This window comes from Desulfosporosinus sp. Tol-M2 (genome assembly GCF_059735615.1).
Genome location: NZ_JCAIJG010000103.1, coordinates 19,326 through 41,556 on the forward strand (window position 1 = coordinate 19,326; position 22,231 = coordinate 41,556).

The 22,231-nt window shown below is 48.9% G+C and carries 26 protein-coding genes; 2 read left to right on the forward strand and 24 right to left on the reverse strand.

Annotation, left to right across the window (positions count from 1 at the left end; genetic code table 11):
• The gene (locus tag AC6I5A_RS07480; protein WP_497900584.1) at positions 1-237 is read right to left on the reverse strand and encodes a hypothetical protein; all 237 of its coding nucleotides are present in this window, start codon (positions 235-237) and stop codon (positions 1-3) included.
• Positions 238-283: 46 nt separating this feature from the next.
• Here AC6I5A_RS07480 and AC6I5A_RS07485 point away from each other — a divergent pair, with 46 nt between their 5' ends.
• Positions 284-460 carry a hypothetical protein gene (locus AC6I5A_RS07485; protein ID WP_497900585.1) on the forward strand — a complete coding sequence of 59 codons (177 nt, stop codon included), beginning with the start codon at positions 284-286 and terminating at the stop codon, positions 458-460.
• Between the two features lie 237 nt (positions 461-697).
• Positions 698-1,108: a hypothetical protein gene (locus tag AC6I5A_RS07490; RefSeq protein ID WP_034613702.1), complete on the forward strand. Its 411-nt coding sequence runs from the start codon at positions 698-700 to the stop codon at positions 1,106-1,108.
• A gap of 84 nt (positions 1,109-1,192) precedes the next feature.
• Here the strand turns inward: AC6I5A_RS07490 and AC6I5A_RS07495 are convergent, their stop codons facing one another.
• The 23 genes from AC6I5A_RS07495 to AC6I5A_RS07605 form a co-directional block, all read right to left on the reverse strand.
• Complete coding sequence (locus AC6I5A_RS07495) at positions 1,193-1,777, reverse strand: hypothetical protein (RefSeq protein WP_052167956.1); 585 nt, start codon at positions 1,775-1,777, stop codon at positions 1,193-1,195.
• Between the two features lie 22 nt (positions 1,778-1,799).
• The gene (locus AC6I5A_RS07500) at positions 1,800-2,639 is read right to left on the reverse strand and encodes a VirB6/TrbL-like conjugal transfer protein, CD1112 family (protein ID WP_034613704.1); all 840 of its coding nucleotides are present in this window, start codon (positions 2,637-2,639) and stop codon (positions 1,800-1,802) included.
• A gap of 63 nt (positions 2,640-2,702) precedes the next feature.
• Positions 2,703-2,936, reverse strand: coding sequence for a hypothetical protein (locus AC6I5A_RS07505; protein WP_497900586.1), 234 nt, complete (start codon positions 2,934-2,936; stop codon positions 2,703-2,705).
• Entirely contained in the window at positions 2,936-3,241 is a 306-nt protein-coding gene (locus tag AC6I5A_RS07510) for a TrbC/VirB2 family protein (RefSeq protein WP_052167957.1), read from the reverse strand. Before AC6I5A_RS07510 ends, AC6I5A_RS07505 begins: the two co-directional genes overlap by 1 nt.
• A 20-nt stretch (positions 3,242-3,261) precedes the next feature.
• Positions 3,262-4,131, reverse strand: a complete 870-nt coding sequence (locus AC6I5A_RS07515; RefSeq protein ID WP_052167958.1) for a relaxase/mobilization nuclease domain-containing protein — start codon at positions 4,129-4,131, stop codon at positions 3,262-3,264.
• A 3-nt stretch (positions 4,132-4,134) separates the two neighbouring features.
• Positions 4,135-4,479, reverse strand: coding sequence for a DUF3848 domain-containing protein (locus AC6I5A_RS07520; protein ID WP_034613711.1), 345 nt, complete (start codon positions 4,477-4,479; stop codon positions 4,135-4,137).
• On the reverse strand, positions 4,472-4,807 hold the full coding sequence (locus AC6I5A_RS07525) for a plasmid mobilization protein (RefSeq protein WP_034613745.1): 336 nt from the start codon (positions 4,805-4,807) through the stop codon (positions 4,472-4,474). Before AC6I5A_RS07525 ends, AC6I5A_RS07520 begins: the two co-directional genes overlap by 8 nt.
• A 282-nt stretch (positions 4,808-5,089) precedes the next feature.
• On the reverse strand, positions 5,090-5,299 hold the full coding sequence (locus tag AC6I5A_RS07530) for a DpnD/PcfM family protein (protein WP_034613714.1): 210 nt from the start codon (positions 5,297-5,299) through the stop codon (positions 5,090-5,092).
• 163 nt (positions 5,300-5,462) lie between these two features.
• Positions 5,463-6,434 carry a hypothetical protein gene (locus tag AC6I5A_RS07535; protein ID WP_052167959.1) on the reverse strand — a complete coding sequence of 324 codons (972 nt, stop codon included), beginning with the start codon at positions 6,432-6,434 and terminating at the stop codon, positions 5,463-5,465.
• Between the two features lie 50 nt (positions 6,435-6,484).
• The gene (locus AC6I5A_RS07540) at positions 6,485-7,429 is read right to left on the reverse strand and encodes a nucleotidyl transferase AbiEii/AbiGii toxin family protein (RefSeq protein ID WP_497900587.1); all 945 of its coding nucleotides are present in this window, start codon (positions 7,427-7,429) and stop codon (positions 6,485-6,487) included.
• Entirely contained in the window at positions 7,422-8,186 is a 765-nt protein-coding gene (locus tag AC6I5A_RS07545; RefSeq protein ID WP_034613719.1) for a type IV toxin-antitoxin system AbiEi family antitoxin domain-containing protein, read from the reverse strand. Before AC6I5A_RS07545 ends, AC6I5A_RS07540 begins: the two co-directional genes overlap by 8 nt.
• A gap of 143 nt (positions 8,187-8,329) precedes the next feature.
• Positions 8,330-9,280, reverse strand: a complete 951-nt coding sequence (locus tag AC6I5A_RS07550) for a DUF3991 and TOPRIM domain-containing protein (protein ID WP_034613721.1) — start codon at positions 9,278-9,280, stop codon at positions 8,330-8,332.
• Between the two features lie 11 nt (positions 9,281-9,291).
• A complete protein-coding gene (locus AC6I5A_RS07555) occupies positions 9,292-15,474 on the reverse strand; it encodes a helicase-like domain-containing protein (RefSeq protein WP_497900588.1) in 6,183 nt (2,060 codons plus the stop codon).
• A gap of 117 nt (positions 15,475-15,591) precedes the next feature.
• The gene (locus AC6I5A_RS07560; protein ID WP_497900589.1) at positions 15,592-15,741 is read right to left on the reverse strand and encodes a hypothetical protein; all 150 of its coding nucleotides are present in this window, start codon (positions 15,739-15,741) and stop codon (positions 15,592-15,594) included.
• 13 nt (positions 15,742-15,754) lie between these two features.
• A complete protein-coding gene (locus AC6I5A_RS07565; protein WP_052167960.1) occupies positions 15,755-16,240 on the reverse strand; it encodes a hypothetical protein in 486 nt (161 codons plus the stop codon).
• 10 nt (positions 16,241-16,250) lie between these two features.
• Positions 16,251-16,550, reverse strand: coding sequence for a hypothetical protein (locus tag AC6I5A_RS07570; protein WP_034613724.1), 300 nt, complete (start codon positions 16,548-16,550; stop codon positions 16,251-16,253).
• 11 nt (positions 16,551-16,561) lie between these two features.
• Complete coding sequence (locus AC6I5A_RS07575) at positions 16,562-17,170, reverse strand: hypothetical protein (protein ID WP_034613725.1); 609 nt, start codon at positions 17,168-17,170, stop codon at positions 16,562-16,564.
• Between the two features lie 72 nt (positions 17,171-17,242).
• A complete protein-coding gene (locus AC6I5A_RS07580; RefSeq protein ID WP_156946500.1) occupies positions 17,243-17,332 on the reverse strand; it encodes an LPXTG cell wall anchor domain-containing protein in 90 nt (29 codons plus the stop codon).
• 22 nt (positions 17,333-17,354) lie between these two features.
• Positions 17,355-17,771: a prepilin peptidase gene (locus tag AC6I5A_RS07585; protein WP_034613727.1), complete on the reverse strand. Its 417-nt coding sequence runs from the start codon at positions 17,769-17,771 to the stop codon at positions 17,355-17,357.
• Positions 17,772-17,773: 2 nt separating this feature from the next.
• Positions 17,774-20,881, reverse strand: a complete 3,108-nt coding sequence (locus tag AC6I5A_RS07590) for a DUF8195 domain-containing protein (RefSeq protein ID WP_034613729.1) — start codon at positions 20,879-20,881, stop codon at positions 17,774-17,776.
• Entirely contained in the window at positions 20,878-21,363 is a 486-nt protein-coding gene (locus AC6I5A_RS07595; protein ID WP_497900590.1) for a TadE/TadG family type IV pilus assembly protein, read from the reverse strand. The genes AC6I5A_RS07590 and AC6I5A_RS07595 overlap by 4 nt, the downstream gene beginning before the upstream one ends.
• Positions 21,364-21,388: 25 nt before the next feature.
• Complete coding sequence (locus tag AC6I5A_RS07600; RefSeq protein WP_034613731.1) at positions 21,389-21,874, reverse strand: DUF4320 family protein; 486 nt, start codon at positions 21,872-21,874, stop codon at positions 21,389-21,391.
• A 46-nt stretch (positions 21,875-21,920) separates the two neighbouring features.
• Complete coding sequence (locus AC6I5A_RS07605) at positions 21,921-22,130, reverse strand: hypothetical protein (protein ID WP_034613733.1); 210 nt, start codon at positions 22,128-22,130, stop codon at positions 21,921-21,923.
• Positions 22,131-22,231: the final 101 nt, after the last annotated feature.

A 22,231-nucleotide genomic window follows, 5' to 3' on the forward strand; every position in this document is an offset into this window, starting at 1 on the left:
TTATATCCGCCCCCTTTTGTCGTCCAATATCTCAATCAGGACTTGTATACTTTGCAGCTTCCCGGAAGTCTCAGGGGCTAAGTCCGCCGATTCAAGATGCTGAAAAAAGTTTTTGATTCCCGTGCGTTGAAAGCATTTCAGAATTCTTTCTTTGGTATCCCCGTCCAAGCCAAGCAATTCAGCCAGTACATCCGCGCACTTTCTATATTCCGACTCCCTTAACGCTTCTAAATTCATTCTTTTTCCACCTTTCAAATTTAGCACTAATAAAAAGCATGATGGCATGACAACCAATCAATCGGCTATCACGCCTCCAACCGTGGGCTTGGACATCAGCCCGACGAGTCTTTCTCGCCTTGAAGGACAGTACCGTCTGGTCCAGGATTATGAGATCGTTGCCATTGCGAAAGCCTTGGATATTTCTGTTGAAGAATTGTTAGGGAAAAAGCGGAATAATTGAAAGCGCAGGATATGCCAAAATAATCCGTTTGCATCCTTCCATTTCCTTTCTTGACGCGCGATAATAAGCGTGAGAAAGGAGGGTTTCTTTATGCTGTACGCGTCCATCTTCATATTTTTGCTGATGCTCCTGCTGAATGCCATGTTCAAGATCGCGTCGATTTTCCGGTCTTATTTGTATATTTGCGCTGCGTGATATAATGGAAATATACGGACGATGTGGAAAGGAGTGACCATTATGGCAGCCGCGGCCCTTATTTCTCTTTGCCTTACGGTGGGACTGCTCATTCTTTCTTTCATCTTCAAAGCGGCAGGAAAGCTCCGGCTGACGATTCCCGTCCTTTGCTTCCTGCTTTTCAGCACCGTGCTGAACAAGTGGGCGGTGGAGCATGAGACGTTAGCGTACATCATCCTTTTCTCATTGCTCGGCCTGACCGTGTTAAGCTGGATTGTGTCGCTGATAAAGGCGATACGGCGCAAACGGGACGAGAAATTCTTTGAAGATGATGTCGCGTGGCAGATTCGCCGGGCCAGAGAGATGGGCGTACCCCTTGACAAAGTTCAGTTTAACGAGCAGGGGGATTTGCTTGACCCAAGAACAGGGGACCCTGTTGTTTACGGGGACGGCGTTCCGTTCAAGGATATATGAGAAATTGTGAGGATACCGGATTTTCATTGTCCGGTATCCTTTTTATAATCCCCATGACTTCACACACCGCATCATTCATCATTATCATCGCGCCCCGGTATCCCGCTGCGGAGCTTTCGGCTGCAAGTCCGTCGGCCTCCTGCCGTCAATGGGCTTGACAAAATCGATATAGTTCACGGCATAGATGGCATTGTCGTTTAGCTGCCGCTGCCACGCGCCCTCTCGCGGCGACCAATGAAAGCCCTTGCGCTTCAAAACGGAACATCTTTCTTTGTCCGGCCTCTCGTCGAAAAAAAGCTGCAGGCGATTGATGTCATTGTTTACTACCGCCTCGCCGCCCGCAAACTTCCATCCCACAAAACCGACCTCCTGATGTCGTTCAAGCTCATTGATGCGCTGCTTTATCCGCTTTATCTCAGAATTGTTGTTGGTCAGCTCATAGCTTGCAAACGGTTGCTTATCCCACGAATAAGACGAGCTTTCGATTTTCGCGTCTATTTTAGCAGCCATCTCGTCCGATACACCGGGGCAGCCCTTGCAAGTGCCGAGCTTGCGGTAATAGGCGTTGACCTCTTTCATATGCGCCTGCCGTTTCTCGCAGGCTTCCAGCTTCTCATTCAGCTTTTCCAGAGCATTGGGATCGCTGCTTGAAATCGCTTTACTACTCATTTTGTTTTCCTCCCACATAAAATTATAGTCCCATCATTTCCCGCACCACCCGGTCAGCCATCTTCACCGCGCCGACCAGGATCAGCATGTTGAAAATCAACTCTCCGATATAGCTCCACACCATCGTCACGGCGCTGGCGCTGGCGTCCACCACCGGCGGAGCGGCCGCAAAGACGGAAAAGATGACGCAGGCCAGGACGATGATGACCCCCTCCAGGCAGACGGCGGCATAGCTTTTGAGGAAGGCTTTGCCGATGCTCTGGCTGGGCTCCCCGGCAAAGGAGGCCAGCGGTACGGGGGCGATGGCGGTATATAGGAACAATTTGAAAAAACGACCGTACACCGCCAGGATCATGATAAAGGACAGCACCGTGATGAACAGGCTGCCGATGATCGTCACCGCCCACAGGGGAATGCTCGCCAAGAAGCTGCACTCCTCGACGGCCTGCACGATGGCCTGCGGCAAAACGGCTTGGCTTGTGGTGCCGAAGCCCGCTCTGCCCATAATAGTGGAGACGATCCCCTGGGCAATGTCAAAGAGCGCCATCATCAGCTCCAACCCGTAGGTCACTACGCCTTTGGCCAAAGCAAAGCGGATGAACAGCTTCAAGGCGTGTTCCGGCTTTTTTACCTCGGCAAAGCTGCCGCAGGTTTTGACCACGCCGATCACAAAAAACAATACCAGCAGGGCCAGGCCGATGGCTTGCAACGCGCCGTGGATATCGGCAATGACGTACCAGATGCCGCCGCCTCGAAATTCCGTGGGGGACTGGGTGACAAGCTGCCAGATTTCCGCCAGCTTTTCGTTCCAGGTTCCCAGGGCGTTGTTCAGGTTCTCAATCACCCAGTTGCCGCTTTCCAAATAAACTCACCTCATTTCCAAGGCAGAGCCCGCGCCTGAAACGCGGGCTCTGCTTTCGTGTCGTTACCGGCATGGTTCGTCTCTGACAGGCTTTTTGTCTTTGATGACGCCATACTTGTCATCCACATAGAAATGATTGACAAAGGGGTTGTAGATGGCATGGCACCTGACGCCGTTATATTCGGCAAGATAATCGTTGTCGCCCAAACGTCCCAGGATGGTGGCTCCCCGCAGTTCGCCGTCCAGGGAATGAATGTGCATGTTTTCAGTGATCGGGAATTTGTTGAACATGAGCATCAACCTCCTGTGATGAGATTAAGGATTTCCTTGGCAAAGGTGATGATGACGCCGCCCGCCAGGGTCAGAAAGCCGTTGGCGCGCTGGCTCGGATCGTGGGATTTCAGCGACAGGCCGATCTGCACGATGCCGAAACCCAGCAGGATCATCCCGATGGCGCGGATCAGCCCGAAGATAAATTCGGACAGGTTGTTGATCACCTGAAGCGGGTCGCCGGCCGCGTAAACAGGGGTGGCAAACAGGGCCAGCAACGCCAGCGCGCAGCAAACGGTAAAAACCCTTTTGGCTTTTCCAAACATTTTCATCAATATCATTCCTCCTGTTTTTATGATGGGGACAGGCTTTCGAGTTCTTCCTCGGAAAGCAGCTCGTAATCGCCGTCTTCCTTTAAGGCCACGGTCTGCCAGTCCAAGGCGTGTTCCGTGGTGCCGTGCCGGTAGGGGTGGCCGCCACCGTCAACCGTCAGCTTTAAATTCGGGTGCTTGAGAATATCGTACTTGTCGTCCATAACGGCGTGTTCGCCCCGGATAAACAGCAGGGCGTAGCGGTTGTCCAGCATGCGCACCTCGTCGGGGGTGAGAAGCTCCCGGCCCGACAACTGATAATTGGTGGAATAGCTGCCGTTTCTGCCTGCGCTCTTTCCGTAGGTGTTCAGGTCGATGGTTTCCTTGCCTAAAAGCTCGGACACATACTTGTGGGTGGATTGCTCGTTGCCGCCCAGATAAAGAAATTCGTCGCAGTTGCCGATGATGGACTCCCAGGTGTCTTTGAATAGGGCTTTGAGCTGGGCCAGGTTTTGCTGATTTTTATCAAGGTGGGTGGAAACCACCACTTCAAAGCGGTCGCCCCAAAGCTCTTTTGCCAGCTTCACGCCGATGGCGTGGGCGGTTTCCGGGGTGGCCTCCCCCGGCGCGAAGGCTTGGTAGCCGTGAAAGGCCAGGATGCCGTCCTGTTTCTGATATTGCCGCTTAGTGCGGCCCATCTGCCGGCAGGCGGTGGCCGAGTCGCAGTTGAGGCCGGTCACAAAGAACTGTTTTTCGGTTTTGACATCCTGCTGGGTATAATCCAGCACCTGGCGCAAGCCTTGAAAGTCGGGACTGGCAAAATCGGGGTTTTCGGTTTTTTCGGGGTTGGCGGCGTAGTCAATCACCCGGTCAAGGCGGTCGGTGACGTCCCAAATCGCTGTGGTTGCCATCGGTCATCTCTCCGGCTCCCCGTGCTTTTTCACCAAAGGGTAATCCGCAAGAGCCTCCCGCTTGTCACAACTATTCACTACGACAAGCTCAAGCACGTCGTTCACGCATCGCACTTCATTTTGGTATCGGTCGGTTACAACCTCCAGGGGGTTTTGAAACAGCAGGAGGTAATCCAGTTCCTCCGGTTCATAGTGATGATCCACTGTCAAATACCAGTGAGCCTGGGTATAGGCGGCGATTTCCTCCGCCTTTTCAAAGATTTTTTGGCCGTCCAGTTTAAGCATCTTTGCCCTGTAGTCCATAAAGTTTCGGTTGATGCGGTTTATTAGTTGTGTTTCCTTATCCATCGGTTCTCCTTTCCGGCGCTGTAACCGCCTCCATAATATCCTGCACCGCCTTTCTGAGCCGGTTGGCTTCGTATTGAAACACCGTTTTGTCAATATGCCCGGTGGCATTGGCCTTGGCCGCAATCTGGTTCAGGTTGCCGCCGATGGCGTGCAGCTCCCGCGTCATGGAAAAATAGTCGGGAGGGGGCAGTTCCTTGGGCACATAGCCGTTGATGAGGGAACGGAGATAGCCTTCCTGTGACAATCCTGCTTTTTTAGCGCTGGTGTGAAGCCGTGTATTTTCTTCTTTATTCAACCAGACTTGAACACGGATACCTCGTTTTCTCATCGCTCCGGCTCCTTTCTCGCAGGATGGGTATCCTTGCACTTGATGAGCGCGCGAAATTCCTCCCGCCACTTTGGTTGAAGTTTGCTCATTCATAACACCTCTTTTCTTGATTAATAAGAGTGCAATATGGAGGGGGGTATTAGGGGCGAAGCCCCTAACAAGCGAATTTGGGAGACCAAATTCAGTGCTTGCTGCAACACAAGACAGCGGTCTTGTGTTGGGTGGGGGTTACGATTGTTTTCAAATATCACCAGCCGAAAAGAAAGAGCAGGAGGTCATTGCTCATACTCGCGGTGCTTTTAGCTCCTGCTCCTTGCTTCGATTTTTTTCCCGTGCGGCAAACTCCACACCGGCAAAGTATTCCTCATCGAGGATGTATTCTTCATTGTTATATGCTTCCTGCGGTATCGCTTCCGCTTGTTGCGCGTTTTCTGCTTCAATCTCGACGGTTATGCAAAGGGTTTCTTTGATTTCCACTTGATAGGTTTTCATAAGAGCAAAACCTCTTAATTTTGGGCAAAAGAAAAAGGCACTGATTTCAGCGCCTTTTTCTCAAGAAATATTCTATATGGGTATGCACTCACTTGACTATTGTATATACAATAAATTGTGTGGGTATAGTGTACATATTAAGAATAATGTGCCATAACCTTATTCATGCTTCAAATCTTTTTATAATTCTTAATATCAAAAATGTTAACCATTGCGAGGGTTTCTTCTTCTGACCAAAATCCCACCCCTTCCATGCTTTCCATTCTGATTCAGGTGTAAAACTACCATCCTCATTTGCCTTTGATTTTATAATATCTATCAGTTCTTTCAATCTTGTATCATTCTTTAACCACTCAAATTGGGTGAGTGTATCTGCAACATGAACTATATCGTACCAAATTAAAGGTGCTTTAAGTTTTCTAAAGTCTGTACCCATATAAAACATATAAGGATGAGTTTCTTTGCTCCTTGCCCATAAATTAAGCAAACATTCAGCACCAATATGGGCTTCATGGCTTTCTTTAAAATCATTGATTTGAGATAAAACTTTAAGCATTAAGAGAGTAGCATATGGACATGGGTCATCTTTTCTTCCAGGGCCTCTAAACTTACCTAATTCCGGTGAAACAGAACACGGCCAACCATTTTCTCTTATTAAATCTCTCAAAAAGTTCAAGCCTTGATTAACTGTAGAGTCTCCTCCCAGACCAAGCCTGATTAATGAGTATAAAACAAGAGGTGCATCGCATAATGACCATGCCCATGAGTTCTGTCCAGTTCCTCCAAAGTGTTCAGGAATGTTTAATTGTACTTGAACTACACCCTCTCTTGTCTTATGTTTCATAATCTTATCAACTATTTCTCTTATTTCTGGTTTTTCTATTGTTAAGCCAACTTCAGCAATAAATGCTAACTTATGAAGTAATAGTCCAGCATTTTTATGGTTTGTTACAACTTCTTCTGACCATTGAGTTAATTCTGAAAGGAGTAGTCTAATTTGAGGATGTGAAATCATTTTATCATTTGCATGTATCACTTCTTTATCATACTTTGATTGGTTCAGTAAATCCAATCGGGTACAATACTCAATCCATGGCTCGCTTTGTAAAAGACAGTTAATTATTTCATTCATCATAAAAACCCCTCTATTATATCCATAAATTATTTAGTATATTCAATCAGCGTTTATCCTCGTGTTTTCCATATTGCCATCGGATGATTACGGATACGTTCTAAAATCTGTATGTCCTCAAAAAGTAGCTCGGGATGATACTCATCGTTTTTAAATGCCCTCAAGAACTCTGCTTCGTTATCACTGATTATGGAAAACATGGACAGGTAGTCGCTAACCCGTTGCTTTGCCGCTGTAAGATCAAACCGCTCCTTTTTTCGGATTACTGGATATAAATCTGTCCGTATCTTATACTCCGTCAACTCACCAATCTTTCCCAGATTAATGGTTTCAGAAACAGCCTCGCCGCCGACAGCATAGTAGAATATGGCGCATTTTTTAAGCAGAGAGAGTTCTGTTTCATCAAACAATCCAAAATAGATCATGTTGTTAATGTCATACAAATCACGGGCTGCCGCTCTTGTGAGCAAAGCAACAATCTTGCTTGCAAAGATCTCAATGGAAGCCAAAGAGTTCACCTTAAAAGAATCCAGTATACCAAGTGTTTCAATTGACCTTTGCTCCAAAGGTAGAATATGGGAACGCAGGGAGTAATTGATTTCCACCTTGATATTATCTTTCATGCCCGCAGTATTTGCATAGGAAAACACATAAGAATCCAGACTATGGTAGGATTTTGATTTAGGGCTTACTTCATATCCGCTCATCGCCATATATTTAAGGACGCTGTCCGAGATTTTTTTGCGTTCCTCAAACATTTCTTCCCGCGAATCATTATGTGTATAATCAAGGTCGATGTCTACAGATAACCTCGGCAGGTTGAAAATAGTCATATTGATTGCCGTTCCGCCTTTTAGCGCAAGGCTCTCACGCAGGAGCGGGTCGCTGTTTATATATTTCAGTATTTCCGACAACCGGAATACTTTTTCTAATGTATCGCGGATAAACCCTAATTCCCGCGCCTGTTTTCCAAGCTTACGCTTATCATAATCAAACAAATTCATTGCCTCCTTCCGATATAAGGGCTAAAAGCTGCTCCGGCCCAAACAGCCTCCACTTTTTGTTATATATGGATTTTTCTTTTTCCAAACCGTGATACAGGTATCTCACACTTTTTGAGATTTCGGCTTCGCAGGCTTTAAAAAACGTATCCGTTATTTTCAGGGAATCCTTGAAATGCTCTAGGATATATCCTGTTTTCTGAAACAAGATTTGTTTGCCGTAGCTTTTCAGATAGCAAAGCAGCTTTGTTTCATCTGCATATGGCATCATTTCAAGGCTTCGGAGCAGTTCTTCCAATCCTCCAATTTTCTCAAAATCGTTGATGCTGTCTATGACGGTGCGTTCTAAATCGGTTACACGGGTGCCGTCCGGTTTTTTTACAATACCATCGTTGATACGGGACATTTGGTAACGATAGGTCAAACCGTTAAATTCAAATGTGTTAAACTTTGTATCAGAGGATACATACACATCATAAAACACTTGATTAGTGCATCCGTAATATTCTAAAGCAGTATGGTGAGAGATATATGCGCTTTCCGTCAAATTGCTGGCTATCACATACCGATTGACAACCGGCTCGCTGTCCGCAAGATTTATAGCAACATACAGGTTTCTTTTCACGCTTTGAATATAGCCTTTTTTCAGGTAGTTCTGTATCAGATCGCTTGCACTGTTTCTGTTGCCGACCATCTCAGTAACATCATTCCATGTAAAACAACCTTTTTCCAATAGTTGTTCATAGTATTTCATATTTTTACCACCTCCGTTGTTTTAATTTTAGTATGATGTCGCTGAAAAATCAACCATGCAGAGGATGAAATAAAATATTTTTTATTTTATTCTTGCTATCGTTTTTATTTCAGTGATAACATGCCGTAAATAAAACTTGCAGCTTATTCACGTTCCCGCTGCTGCCGTATTCTTAATACAATTCTTAGATAGTCGTTCACATCCTTTCCACGCTTTGGCGGCTCGTCGGAAACGGTAAGTGAGGAGGAAAGAAGGGTCTTGATAGTCTTTGCTGCCAGCCGTCCAGCCGTGTCATTGTCCAGGTGTAAAGCGATTTCCTTTATTTGTGGGAAGTCTTTTAAGTATTGCATGAGTGCGGCAGGCGGGGTGCTTTCCTCAATAATCTTTTTCGGCATATAGATTCCCGCAAGGGACAGGCAATTTTCCTGCCGCCAGTCCTTCCCGGAAAGCAGTTCCAACGTACCATAGGATAATAAATCAACAGCGCTTTCAAAAAGGTGCAGTTTGCGGCATTCGTTCCTGGCCGGGATAGAGAAGGAGAAGTGCTTGTCGCTTCCGTTCACTTCCCCCATAAACCGTTCGCCAAAAGTTCCACGGAGAGTAGCGTATTTGGGAACGCCATGCCGGTCAAAACCGATAAAGACGGCGTTGTGATAATCACGGCTTTCATATAGCTGTTTGGTCCGGATACAGTAGTCTATAATCTCCCGGTGAATGCCACGCCCCATGAGGTAGGTAATCACGTGGTCGTTGTTTTCATTTTTCTCAGGCAGGAGCAGTTTTTTAGACTCAACAGGTTTCTGCACCTTTGGCGAAACAGGCGGCATGACCGCTGCCTGTCCGTCTATCTGAAGTACCGCTTCCGGGAGCGTCATGCCCCGTACCTTGATGAGATAGTCCAGGGCAGAACGCCCGCCGATGTTGCGCGACCACCAGCACCATTTCCCGTTGCTGATTTTCAGGCTGTCATGGGTACGGGTGGTATAGACGTTGCCGGAAAAGCGCACCAGCTCCTGCGGCTCGTAATATTGCAGGTAAGTCAGCAGATCCATTCGCTTTGCGCGCTCGATCTGCTCCGGTGTTACATAAGGCATGTTTTTTCACCTCATCTTTCATAGCCCACGGCTTTCTTTTCCGGTACATCTATGTCCTCATCCGGCTCGCCGTCGATCACCTCGTTTTCATGTTTATCCATGTTGAGCAAAATATTCAGCTCTGCCAGCCGCGAAGATTTGGTTTGAAGCTCCTGCTCCTTCTCAAAGGGAATGTCGATTTGCTCTTTAGCCGTTTCCATCTGCTGGCGGAGCGTTTTTAACTGTTCTTGGCAATATTCCAGCTTCTTCGGTATTTCGGCAAGAGTGTTATTGAGTCTTGTGATATTGCCGTGGATGTCTGTACCCAAAGTGACCGTATGGCTGAGAGCACCCCGCAGGGTGATTTGATACTGCTTATTAAATCCATCAAAGGAAAACAGCATCGGAAATCCCATGTAGCTGCCCAACTCCTGCGGCTCCGGCGTGGTCATCAGCTTGCAGGCTTCAAGGATGGCCGCGCCCGCCTGTGCCTTTTCGGTGTACGAAACTCCCTTGACCGTCATGCCCGCAAATTTGTTTTCCTCTGTGGTGCCATCGATAGTTTTCAATGTGCTATGCTGCTCATACAGGGAAAGGTCTTTTTCATAACCCTCAATCCGTTCCTCGGTAAATTTAATCTGCTGCGGATAGTGCTTTAATAACCGGTCTTCCAAAGCGTAACGCTGGCTTAAATGATTCGCCTTCAAAAGCTTCAACTTAGACACCTGAATATCCAGATCCATCTTCTCTTTTATATAGGGATTGCCAGTAGCCAGCGCTTTCACCTCAGCATAGGAAAGCGCTGTTTCGTCAATGTCTTCGGCGCTTCTTACAGGGGATTTGCTGGTCATAATCTGACTGATAAACCGCTGCTTGTTCTCAAGTATCTGGTAGAGGTAGGCATCGAAGGTGTTTTCCGTCACATACCGGAAGATATGCACCTCGTCGTTTTTATTGCCTTGCCGCACAATACGTCCGGAGCGCTGCTCCAGATCTCGTGGCCGCCACGGGCAATCCAGGTCATGAAGCGCAATCAATCGGTCCTGAACATTGGTTCCGGCCCCCATCTTAAAGGTGGAGCCTAACAGGGCACGTACCTGTCCTTTGCGGACTTTGGCAAACAGCTCCTTTTTCTTGGTCTCCGTGTTGGCATCGTGAATAAAGGCAACCTCGTCGGCGGGGACTCCACGTGCGATGAGTTTTTGGCGCACATCCTCGTACACATTGAAATTTCCGTCACCTTTAGGTGTGGACAGGTCACAGAACACAAGCTGCGTCAATTTCTTATCGCTGTTTTCCTGCCAGAAGCAGAAGATATTGTCCACGCAAGCGTTTACCTTGCTTTCTTCGTGGTCGGGCAGCATGGGATTGGCCAGTCGCTGGTCAAGGGCCAGCTTGCGGCCATCGTTGGTGATTTTAAGCATATTGTCCTCATAGGGTTCTACCAGCTTGGCGCGTACCCGTTCGGCGCGCTCGGCAAGCTCGACCACCATATCCTGCTGGAATACGCTGGGCTTCACCGCCACATTGTGGTAGTTAGCTTTCGGTACAGGAAGATTCAGCATATCCGCAGTTTTGATATCCGCGATTTCCTTGAACATATTCATGAGCTCCGGGAGGTTATAGAACCGTGCAAACCTCGTTTTGGCCCGGTAGCCAGTTCCTTCCGGCGCAAGCTCTATGGCCGTAACGGTTTCCCCGAATGTACTTGCCCAGCAATCAAAATGTTGGAGTCCGTTTTTACGCAGGGCTTCGTATTGCAGATACCGCTGCATGGTATACATCTCGGTGATGGAGTTACTGATCGGCGTCCCAGTGGCAAAGATAATGCCGCGTCCGTCCGTCAGTTCGTCCAGGTAGCGACATTTGGCAAACAGATCGGAGGACTTCTGCGCCTCGGTCTGGGACAGGCCCGCCACGTTCCTCATTTTGGTGTAGAGAAACAAATTTTTATAAAAATCTGCCTCATCAACAAAGAGTCGGTCAACGCCCAATTCCTCAAACGTTACCACATCGTCTTTTCGGCTGGTATCGTTGAGCTTATCCAGCTTTAATTTCAGAGTCTTTTTGGTTTTTTCAAGCTGTTTGATGGCGTAACGCTCGCCTTTTTCCTCTTTCAGTTCCTGAATCCCGCTGGTAATCTCCGCAATCTGCTCCTGCAGCTGCTGTTTTTGGCGCTCCGCAGAGATGGGGATTTTCTCAAATTGGCTGTGGCCTATAATCACCGCGTCATAGTCGCCAGTGGCGATTCTCGCACAAAACTTCTTGAGGTTTTTAGTTTCAAAGTCCTTTTTCGTCGCCACAAGGATGTTAGCAGACGGGTAGAGCTGCAAAAACTCTCCGGCCCATTGTTCGGTCAGGTGGTTCGGCACTACAAACATGCTCTTGTTGCAAAGCCCCAGATGCTTGCTTTCCATTGCTGCAGCCGTCATTTCGTAGGTCTTGCCCGCACCCACGCAGTGAGCCAGTAAGGTGTTGCCACCGTATAGGATGTGCGCCACCGCATCTACTTGATGTTTGCGCAGGGTGATTTCCGGATTCATTCCTGTAAACCGGATATGACTGCCATCGTATTCGCGGGGACGGATGGAGTTGAAGCGGTCGTTGTAGAGCCTTGTCAGACGTTCCCGGCGTTTAGGGTCTTTCCATATCCAGCTTTGGAATGCCTCCTTGATAGCCTCCTGTTTTTGCTGGGCGATGGCGGTTTCCTTTTTGTTCAATACACGCTTCTCAACACCGTCCTCATATACGGCATCAAAGACGCGCACATCCCGCAGATTGAGGGTTTCTTCGACTATCTTGTAGGCATTAATACGGCTGGTGCCATAGGTCATAACGGCCTTAATGTTTCCGCTGCGGTCGTCGTTTTTGCCCTTGACGTTCCAGTTGGCGGTATAGGTGGAATAAAAAACATCGATGTAGCGCCTGTACATATACGGAGTTTCCAGAAGCTCAAAGATGAAGTCCTTAACCACATCCGGGGGAAGCCAGGTCGCACCGAGGCGTACATCAATTTCAGAGGCGTTCAGGTCCTTTGGCTGCACTGCTTCCAGTGCCGTAACATTCACACCGTAGGTGTCGGGGTGCATTTCGGCAAATTGCCGGGCGGTTTTCAGCTTTTCCCGAACGTTGCCGGAGAGATAAGCATCCGCCGTTTCAAACATCGGCTTTCCTGTATTGTCCAGCTTTTCAGGATTGAGGAACACGACGCCTTCCAGGTCTTTTACAAGCTGTTTCTCGGAAAGCCCTGTCAGGCTCTGCATTAGACCTAAGTCCACACAAGCTTTTTCTGCGATGGAGATCGCCAGTGCTTCAGTGGCGGTATCCACATGGGTAACGTTCGTGCGTTGCCGGATGGTGCGTTTGGTGAACATATCCGCCTTGCGCTCCAGCTCGCCGTTCTCGTCGAGAATCTCCAGAGAACAGAGCAGGCAGCAGGAACTGTCGTCGGAAAAAGCCATGTTGTTGCCGCGGCTGTTCAAAAGTCCGTATTTTGCGACAAAAGTGTCATATAGACAGTTCAGCTTGTACTGCTGTTCCCGGATCACCTCATCGCTGTAATCCTCGGTCTGGTATTCAATGAGTTCGCGGACTGAGTCCCGGATGGCAATCATGCCCTTGATCCGGCCCTCCGCCGTAACGGAAGTTTCCACGCGGTTCATCCGGCTGTTTTCCCGGTAGTAGATCCCGCCGTCCACAACGGTGTAACTGAAATTGCGGACATTTGGATCTGCCGGGATGGAGGCGTCCGCGTCATCGGATAGTTCGTCCAACTCATATTCCGTGATTTCGGCGTGGATGTTTTCCAGCGCCTCGCGCAAAAGCTCTGCGAGGTCGGCACCTTCATAGGGTATACAGGTGGTTTCACTTTTGTTGCCGTACATCCGGTCGTCGTAGGCTATTGTGCCCAGCACCATTTCGGTATTGTCGGCAAAATAGCGATTGACGGGGATGCCGTCCTTGGAGGTGGAGAGATGCACCCAATCCGGTTCAATGTCGATTACCCTGTCACGCTTTTGCAGGAACAGGATGTCGGTGGTGACTTCCGTGCCGGCATTGGCAAAAAACGCATTGTTGGGAAGCCGGACGACCCCCAGAAGCTCGGCCCGCTGCGCAATGTACTTGCGGACTTCGGGATTCTGCTTATCCATCGTGCCCTTAGAGGGGATAAAGGCAACAATGCCTCCGGGACGCACCTTATCCAGTGTTTTGGCGAAAAAGTAGTCATGAATATAAAACTTGTATTTGTCGTACTTTTTGTCTGACACGCCATAGCTGCCAAAGGGCACATTGCCGATAGCCAGGTCGAAAAAGCTGTCGGGCAGGTTGATTTCCTCAAAGCCCTGCACTGCGATGCTGGCGTTTTGATATAGCTGTTTGGCGATCCGGCCTGTGATGCCGTCCAGTTCCACACCATACAGCTTGGAGTTTTTCATGCTCTCCGGCACAAGGCCGAAAAAGTTGCCGATGCCGCAGGCGGGTTCCAGAATATTGCCGGTCTGGAAGCCCATGTTGGCAAGGCAGGCATACATGGCCTTAATGACGGTGGGGGAAGTATAATGAGCATTTAAGGTGGAGGCCCTCGCGGATGTATATTCCTCATCAGTGAGCAGCTCCTTAAGCACGGCGTATTCCTTCGCCCACTGGCTATTCTGTTCATCAAATACCTGCGGCAGGCCGCCCCATCCCACATACCGGGAAAGGATTTCCTGTTCCTCTGGAGTGGCAAAGCGGTTTTGTTCTTCCAGTTGGTTCAAGAGCCGTATGGCGGCGACATTCCAGCCGTATTTGGTCTTTGCACCTCCATGCCCTAATTCATCGTCGGTGATACGGAAATTGACACGGGGCTGCGTAGGGGCTGCTGGCTGGAGGTCAATGATGACTTTAGATACTTCGCCATCCTGTGTTTTTCGCCATACGGGTTCTTTGGCCTGTTCCAAAACGCCGCGCACAAACTCGATGCTTTCGCTGCGGAAAATGGGAAAGCCCGTGTTGCGCTGGAAGGTGATGTCCCGCAGACTGACCGTACCGGCTTCCTCGTCGATGCTATCGATGGCATAGCGCCGGTCCTCAATGGAAAGCTCCACGCCCACGGCAATTTCTTTTTCGGCTGGTTTCTTTTCCGCTTCCCCGGCTTGGCCGTCCGGAAGCTTTCTATCCTCGTGAGCGGTATAAAAGTCTACGATTTCCTGCTTGGTTGCCTTTAAGTGCGGGGTAGAGCGCAGGAGTTCATTGATAAGCGGTGTAGAATGAAAAAACGGAAGACTCTTGTCCTCCGTTTCTCTGCCATACCATGTTAATTGTAAATCAGCCCCGCCAGCACCGATTCCTCCGCTGAGTGCCGTAGGTTGTTCATGTGTCCTGTCCAGCCCATCGGGTCGGTCGCCTTGTCCGGCGCGGGACTGCTCTGTAAGAGCTTCGCTGTGATCTGTTCGATGCGCTCCTTCGCTGTCCGGTCGATCTCCGACAGGTGGCTGTTCAGTTTGCCCGACAGCATCAAGCTTGCGTACATTCCTTTCCGGTAGTTTTTCAGATATGTTTTGCGCAACATCCCATATTTGCCGATGTGCGTTTCTTCCTTCGGCAGCATCAGGTCGGGTATCAGATAATCGCCCTTCTGCGTGTAGGTCAGTTCCATATTCACCATCTCTTTCAGAATTACTGTTTTGCTTTACGTTTTCATTGTGATGTACATCCTGATTTTTTGCAAAGGTACGGTTTTGTTTTTTCTCCGCTTTTTGCAGTTCCTTGACCGTTGCCCCGATTTCCTTTAAAACCATTTCGGAAAGATCACTTGTGGCAGCACCCAAGCGCGAAATGGTATCCAGCGTATTGAAATTCACAATGCCTTGAAAATCCTCAAAGCTCAGGTATTCATCGGCAGGATAGCCGCAGCGGACTAATGCTATGTAAGCCACGGAAATCTTGAGAATCTCCTTGAAGATTACTTCCACATTCAGGTCGTCCAGTTCTTCCAAAAAGCTATTTTCCTTAAAGTACATCAGATCAGAGAGATAGTCGGGGAAATTATCATCCACGGCATTGCGGGCGGCAGAGATTAAGGCGGTCGCAATATCTTGTTTTTCTTCAAGCTCACCAAAGGTGCTTTCCAACGTTTCCTTCACGGACTCCGCATATCTATCCTGCATCGCCCAAAGCGCAATGGGGCGGTTATAGCGGCTATTGGTGTCCGACACATCGAACACATGTCGCAAAGTTAAATGGCTTCCGCTGTCGTCGATGAGGGCGATGCCCTTCGCGCCTCGGTTTACCCATCTGCCAAACTTCTGATTCCATAGCTCAATGGGAGCACAGGCAGTCGCGTCGGGACGCTACGCATAAATCAAAAGCTGATCCTGAAACGGATATTTGTAATTCCATGCTGCTGTTTTCAGAAAGGAAGTCCAGTTGACAGGATTTCTTGTGGCGCTGTGAGCCGTCGTTTCCGAAAGCTCTGTAATCAGTTGCAGCTTCGTTGCCAACGTTTATCCCTCCTTATCGTTCCAGCTCATGGCTCTTCTTTTTTGGGGCAGTCTGTATGTATTTGCCCTCAGTTTTTTCATTCAGCCGTTCCTTTTCATTTTTATAGCAGTAGATGTAAAAGTTATAGTCACCCCGCTGCGGGAAACAGCGGATAAAATAGCGGTATCGGTCGGTATTCACACAAAAGCCGTACGTGTCGGGATGCCATGCGCCCGGTATTTTGGCCTCCCGGTGTCCATAGCAGTAGTTCACCATGGTTCCCAAGTCCTTCAAAGGCCCCCGTGTGCGCAGTTCGTTTATGACAGCGGCAATATCGGACTTGAACTCCGGAGTATTCAGCGCACTTTGATGGTCAAACCATGTATGCCAAAACTCCCGGCCCTTGTGCCCGAAATCCCCTCGCAGGTGCCCGATACAGCTAAGCTCTTTGTTTTTTTCGTCATTGGAATAAAACAGGGCGGCTTCCTCCGGGGAAAAGGGTCTGATTTCAAATGTCATTTTGATCACCTCACCGTTCTATCCCATGCTTTTTCTTTTGGGGCTGCTGTACTGGTTTTTCAGGTGTATCCTTTTCCTGCTGGAGACTTTTTAAATAATGGACTTCATCCAGCGCACGATTGCATAAGTCTTCAAGGGCGGTCAGGCGGTCATTCATGTAATGGCCCCAGAAATATTCCTTTTCGCCCTTTCTGCATTTCCACGTCACAAAGTTTGCAGGTGCTTCATCGCGCTGTCCGATCACAAATTCCGAATTTCCCACGGTCAGCCGGTCGGTGATGACATAACCGGCGTTGACTTCCTTTTCCATGTTCAAACCTCCTAACGTTCCTGCTCATGTTTTTTCTGCTTTGTCTGCCTTTCGGCTTGTATCTGTTTGAGCCGATCTTTTGCCCAATCGGGCAGATGCTCCGGCTTGATGGTGCCAAAAATATCCTCCCGGTTCCAGCGTGATTCTTTGCCGGAATAGAGGTTGACGGTGTAGACAGCGCGGCCTCGGGAATTGGCATGAACGCCAAAGCCGCCTGTGGCCAGTACAAGCTGCTTGTCGGCAGTACGGTATTCAGGGCGCAGGCGCTCCGGACGGATGACCGCCACCTTGTTTCCAATGCTTTTTCCGTAATCATTCGGGATACAATGCTCCAGCTTGAAAGGCTGCAGGGGAACGGTGATTTTGTCCCGTTCCGTTTTGACCGCTTCAAGCTGCGCCTGTACGCGGTCGGTAAATTCTGTCATCATTTCCACGTAGTCCGCACTTGCTGAGGCATTAAAATAGTGATCGATGCCCAACGGGTTATCCCAGGTGCAATTGCATACCATGTACGGATAATCGGCTTTGGTATCATCCAGCGCAAAAAGGATTTCTTTATCTCCAACATGAATGGCGTGTTTTACCTCGTAGGTATCCACCATGCGTTTTTCTTCATCCATCAATATTTCCACTCCAATCTATGACGCAGACGAAAAGGGACGGTGTTTGCCGTCCCTTTTGCCATCCTGCCGTTATTTCTTTTTTCGCTTGATGTGCAAATACACCGCTCCACCGACAATTACAAGACAGAGCACGATGGCCAGTATCGCTTTCAGTTCCACAAAAGCACCTCCTACAACTTAATCAGCAAATGAGTCCATATATAAAAAGAGCCCCGGCATACGTGAAAAAACCAATGCTCAAAAATACGGCCAACGGGACGCTTTTTTGCTTTGTCGCCTTTGCATAGATACAGGCGGGAAGCAAAGCAATAAAGAGAATGACCGCAAGAGAGTACAGGCCAAAGCAAAAGCCCATTGCTGCTGTCAGCTTGATGTCGCTGCCTCCGATGCCGCCAAAATTCACAGCAAGGAAAAACAGGCACAATCCCGGCAGCAGAAATCCGACAATCCGCTCAAGTAAGGCTGGATATGGCAGCAGAAAAGCGGATGCAGCTCCGATCAAGAGAATGGCTATCCATGTCCAATCCGGAATAATCCGCTTTCTATAATCCATTACTGCTGCCCAAAGTATGGGAATGGCGCATAACAGCGTGGCCATTTTCAATTTCCTGTGGTGACGTCATCATCATACATGTTGTCCACCACATAGATTTCAAGTTCCCCTCCGGCAATCCACTTTGACAGCGTTCCTCCAGGCGTATGAACATCGGTGACAAGGAGCTGCACGATGTAGTCCGTGTTATCGGGGAACCAGGTTGGAACATATTGCTTTTTGTACCGGAATGGTGAGCTGGGATTCTCACGGAAAGTAAAATGGTTCGTACTTTCGGACATCAACGGTACGGATGTTTCATAGCGGTACTGCGGCAGATAGACTTCCGCCGTCTGGGCGGCGGTAATCAGCTCCGGCTTGTCGTAATTGGTGTTTACGGTGGCAGTAACGTTGATGGTAAAGCCGTAGCCAGATTTGAGATAGCCCTTTGCCTTGGTGTCGTAGTCCAGTGCGGCAGTGACTTTCAGTTCGGCATAAAACTGCCGCCATGCAAATTGGCCGTTTTCATAGCGTTGCTCCCACCACGTCACTTTTGGCTGGTCGCTTCTTTGCGGCGTTGCGGGGACGGTCCTGCTTTCTTCCGGTTCATCATAGGCTACATTTTTGATGACGGCATTTTGGGTATAGGTGTTGTTGGCGGCAGTGGTTTCATGGTCTAATACTTTATCGGGATTGATGGTAGCGATCAGAGTGAGAGTGATGTTTTTATCAGCTTGGACATTGGGGGTATTCCATTTGAGCGATACGACGTTCCAGGTGTCTTGCTCCATGACCACGGCATCAATACGCTTTTTGATCGAAAGTTCCGGGATTTCAAACAGGACGCAAACCTTTTGCCCCGGCGTAAAGTCCAGGCTTCCTTTGTTGGATACATTGATGGTACTGATGACCGTCTGGTTTTCCTTGTATTGGTCGGGCGTTATCCGCTGTACATCCAGGTCATAGGGACGTTCTACCACCATGATTTCCGCTGCCGCTTGGTTGTTGCTGGTGTTGCTATCTCTGTAATCTGTAGGCGGTGATACCTGTGCCGCCAAATGAATGGTTGTGCCTTTTTCTCCCGCCGTGCTTTTGACGACGTAAGCTTTGGTTTCATAGGCTTTGAAATTTGCAGTGGATGGCACTGTCAAAACCGCCTTGCCGTCAATGGAAGCGTTCAAGCTCACTCCCGACAGCGCTTTGTCCGTGGAATTGGCAAAATACACGGTAAAGCTGTATTCCTTCTGCTCGTAAACTATGGGCGGGCAGGATAGGTTAGCCCATATGTCGCACAGCTTTTCCGAAGGCACATCCGGATTGTCCGGGTTATCGGGATTGTCCGGGTTATCCGGTGGGTTGTCGGGATTATCAGGATTGTCCGGATTGCCGGAAGGCTTTTTCACTACCGTGATTTTTGAAACGGCGGTGTTGTTGGCCGGATTATCGTCCCGGAAGCCGTTCGGCGTTGTAATATTGGCCCACAGGTTATATATCTCGCCCGCGTTTCCCGCCGTGCCTGTAATGGTGAAGGATTTTGTCTCCCTGGGATTGAAACTGTAAGTTTTCGGAATTTGTGCCAAAGCGGTATCGTTGTTTGTCCCCCGCAACAGCACATTTTTCAGTTCCGTACCGGATTGGTTGGTAAAGCTCACGGTATAGCTGTAGTTCTCATATTCATATACAGTGGACGGCGCAAGAATGCTTGCCGACAAGTCGCAAAGCTTCGGTGAGTCAGGTGGCTGATCCGGGGGATTATTCGGGATATCCGGCTGGTCGGGATTATTGCCAGGGTCAGGCGTTTTTTCAGGTTCCGGTGCAGGTTCCTCAATGATTTTGATGATTGCCGTGGCTGTGTTGTTTGCGAGATTGCCGTCGATAAAGCCCTCCGGTACACCGATGTTCGCCCACAGGTTTATCACATCAGCAGAAGTGTCGGCCTTGCGTTTGATGGTGTAGGTTTTGCTCTCATTGGGTGAGAAGTCCTGCACGGCGGGAATCTCTTTGATCAGGTCATCGTCCACCGTGCCTTTGAGTGGTACATCATAAGCCGGACTATTTCCGCTGTTCATAAAAACTACGGTGAAGGAATAGCTGTCCCCCCGGTAAACCGTGGCAGGGGCGTGGATGGCAACCGACAGGTCGTTTCCGTCACAAGCCTTGAACTTGAAATAGAAGTCTGTCATCGGAATTGTGTAATTGATTTTTTGCGTGATGCTGGTCTGGGTTTTGCTTTCTCCATCGGTATATCCGGCGCTCTCCGGTGTGTAGTCCCATTCAAGACCGCAATAAATGAAGTTACGGGATAGTTTGATGTCGTCTTTCGTAAAAGTAACCGCTGTGGTTTGGTAGGGATAGAGAAGCTCCGGCACCCCCTTGTCCTGGGCTGAGAGCTTTCCGTACACCTCTTGTTTGTCTTCACTGCACCAGGTTGCATCAACGTCGATTTTTACCGGAGCCTGATAGGTGATTTCCGTGTTCCGCATGGTATCAAAGGCAATGAGGGCTTTCTCCGTCCAGCCATAGCTGGTAGTCAACGGTTCAAAATCCGTATTCGTATCATAGGTTCCATAGAGCTTGCCGGAAGAAAAACCGTAAATTTCAACCACCAGGCTGCCCTTTAGAGTGTAAGTGCCTCCGTCGTGTTTTCCGATCCAACCGGCAATCCGTTCCTGCTCATGTCCTGCAACGGTGTTGGCGTACACAAGGTCGATGCGCTGCGGTTCCGGGAAAGATTTCAACAGTGTTTCACCCTCATAGATTTCCTTCACGTTCATGCCGATGGTTCGGTAGCGGGTGTCATAAATGGCTTTGACTTGAAATACTACATTGGTCGTGATGGTGAGGACAGCGCCTTGATCTGTTTTAGCTGTGATGGTATAGGGGCCGCAAGCCTCCTTATTTTCAATCATCAGCGTATAGTCCGGGGTTATCTCCCGGCTATGGCCGATATACTCCAGTTGAATATCTGTGAGCGTTCCGGTTTTAGCCGTGATATGGATAGGGATTTCTGCCGGAAAATGCTCTACGGCTACCACGCCGCTTTCGGTTAGCAGGCTGTCGATGGGAGAGGTAACATTGATTTCAATGTCGCTGCCCGATGCGGCAAACGCCTTGACGGAAAAGAGCAGACAGCATATAAATACAAGCGGCATGGCTAAAATATACTTTCGTTTCATTCGGGACCTCCTTTCTCGATTCTGTTGTTGACGCTGGAGATGGTAAAGGGAAGCCGAACTTCACCGGTCAGGAAGCCGAAAATGCTGCGGGTTTTCAGTGTCCCTTTCAGCGTCAGCCGGGGCGGGTCATCGATGGCCTCCAGGCTTTCAATTTCAAGCTCATAAACCCATTGCTCGTCGGCGTATTTGTCCATTTCCGGATTCAGACCCATGCTTTCATGCAAATATTCGTACAACGTTTCCTCGGCAAGGGCGCTATCCATTCGTGAATAGCCGTCTCTGCGGTATTCGTCGAGCATGGCGTATTCTACAGAGTCGTTTACCCCGCGCTGGAGCACGTATTCAACTTGCTGGTAAAGACTTTCCATGCGGAAGTATTCGATCAGGATAGCGGCAAGGGTGAGGATGAAAAAGACGAGGATGAGGATAAACACAAAAGCGTCGCCCTTCCGGTTGTTCATAATGCGTTTGAAATTGCCCACAGGTTTTTCCTCCTTTCCGGCATTTTCATTCCGATAGCTTCCAGTATTTTTCCGACATACCTGTGATGCTTACCTTCATGGGGATATTGATCTGAACAGGCGGCGTAAAGGACGGTTTGAATAGGGTAAAGGCATAGCTGTCTGTCATCGTCACCGTAAAGGTATCCCGCAGTTGGATTTTTTTGCTTCCGTCGCAGTATTGGACATCCTCAATAGTCATTTCCGGCGACAGGTCTGTCTGCTCTTTCAGTCGGTAAAAAACGTCGTATGCGTTGTCCGATACCTGCCCCTCAAGCTCAACCACCCGGACAACACGGCGGCACATATGGTTCAGATTCAAATAGGCGGTGAAGATGCTCAGAAAGGACATCACTGTGGCCATGAGCGTAATCACCGCCAGCGTCTTGATAATCAGTTCGTAATAGGCGCTGCCCTTTCTATCCGAAAGCAGCTTTATGAAAGGTAAAGGGGGGGAATTTCTCCCCCATATGCCCCGGTGCTTCCTGTTCATCTGCTCGCACCTCCCCTGTGAGTATATATGCCCGGCAAGGCTGTCATTAGTTAAGTAAGCCGGTGATCTTGGTGACGATGCTGTTCCAGATAGTGGTGATGGAGCCTTGGTACAACGTCATGAACACCGCGCCTACCACTACAACAATCAGGACAACGATAAGCCAGCCGGTCATCTGGTCGCCGCATTGATTTGCCAGTACGTTCCTTGCTTTCAGTCCCGCCATACGAATTCTGTTTTTTAAAGTTGCCATCATAATAAATACCGCCATATCGTTTTTTTATCTTGGTTTCATGAGAAAAGGGGAGTAATGCTCTCCCCTAGTGCTTTTTCCTTTTCGGTTTTAGGTATTGTTAG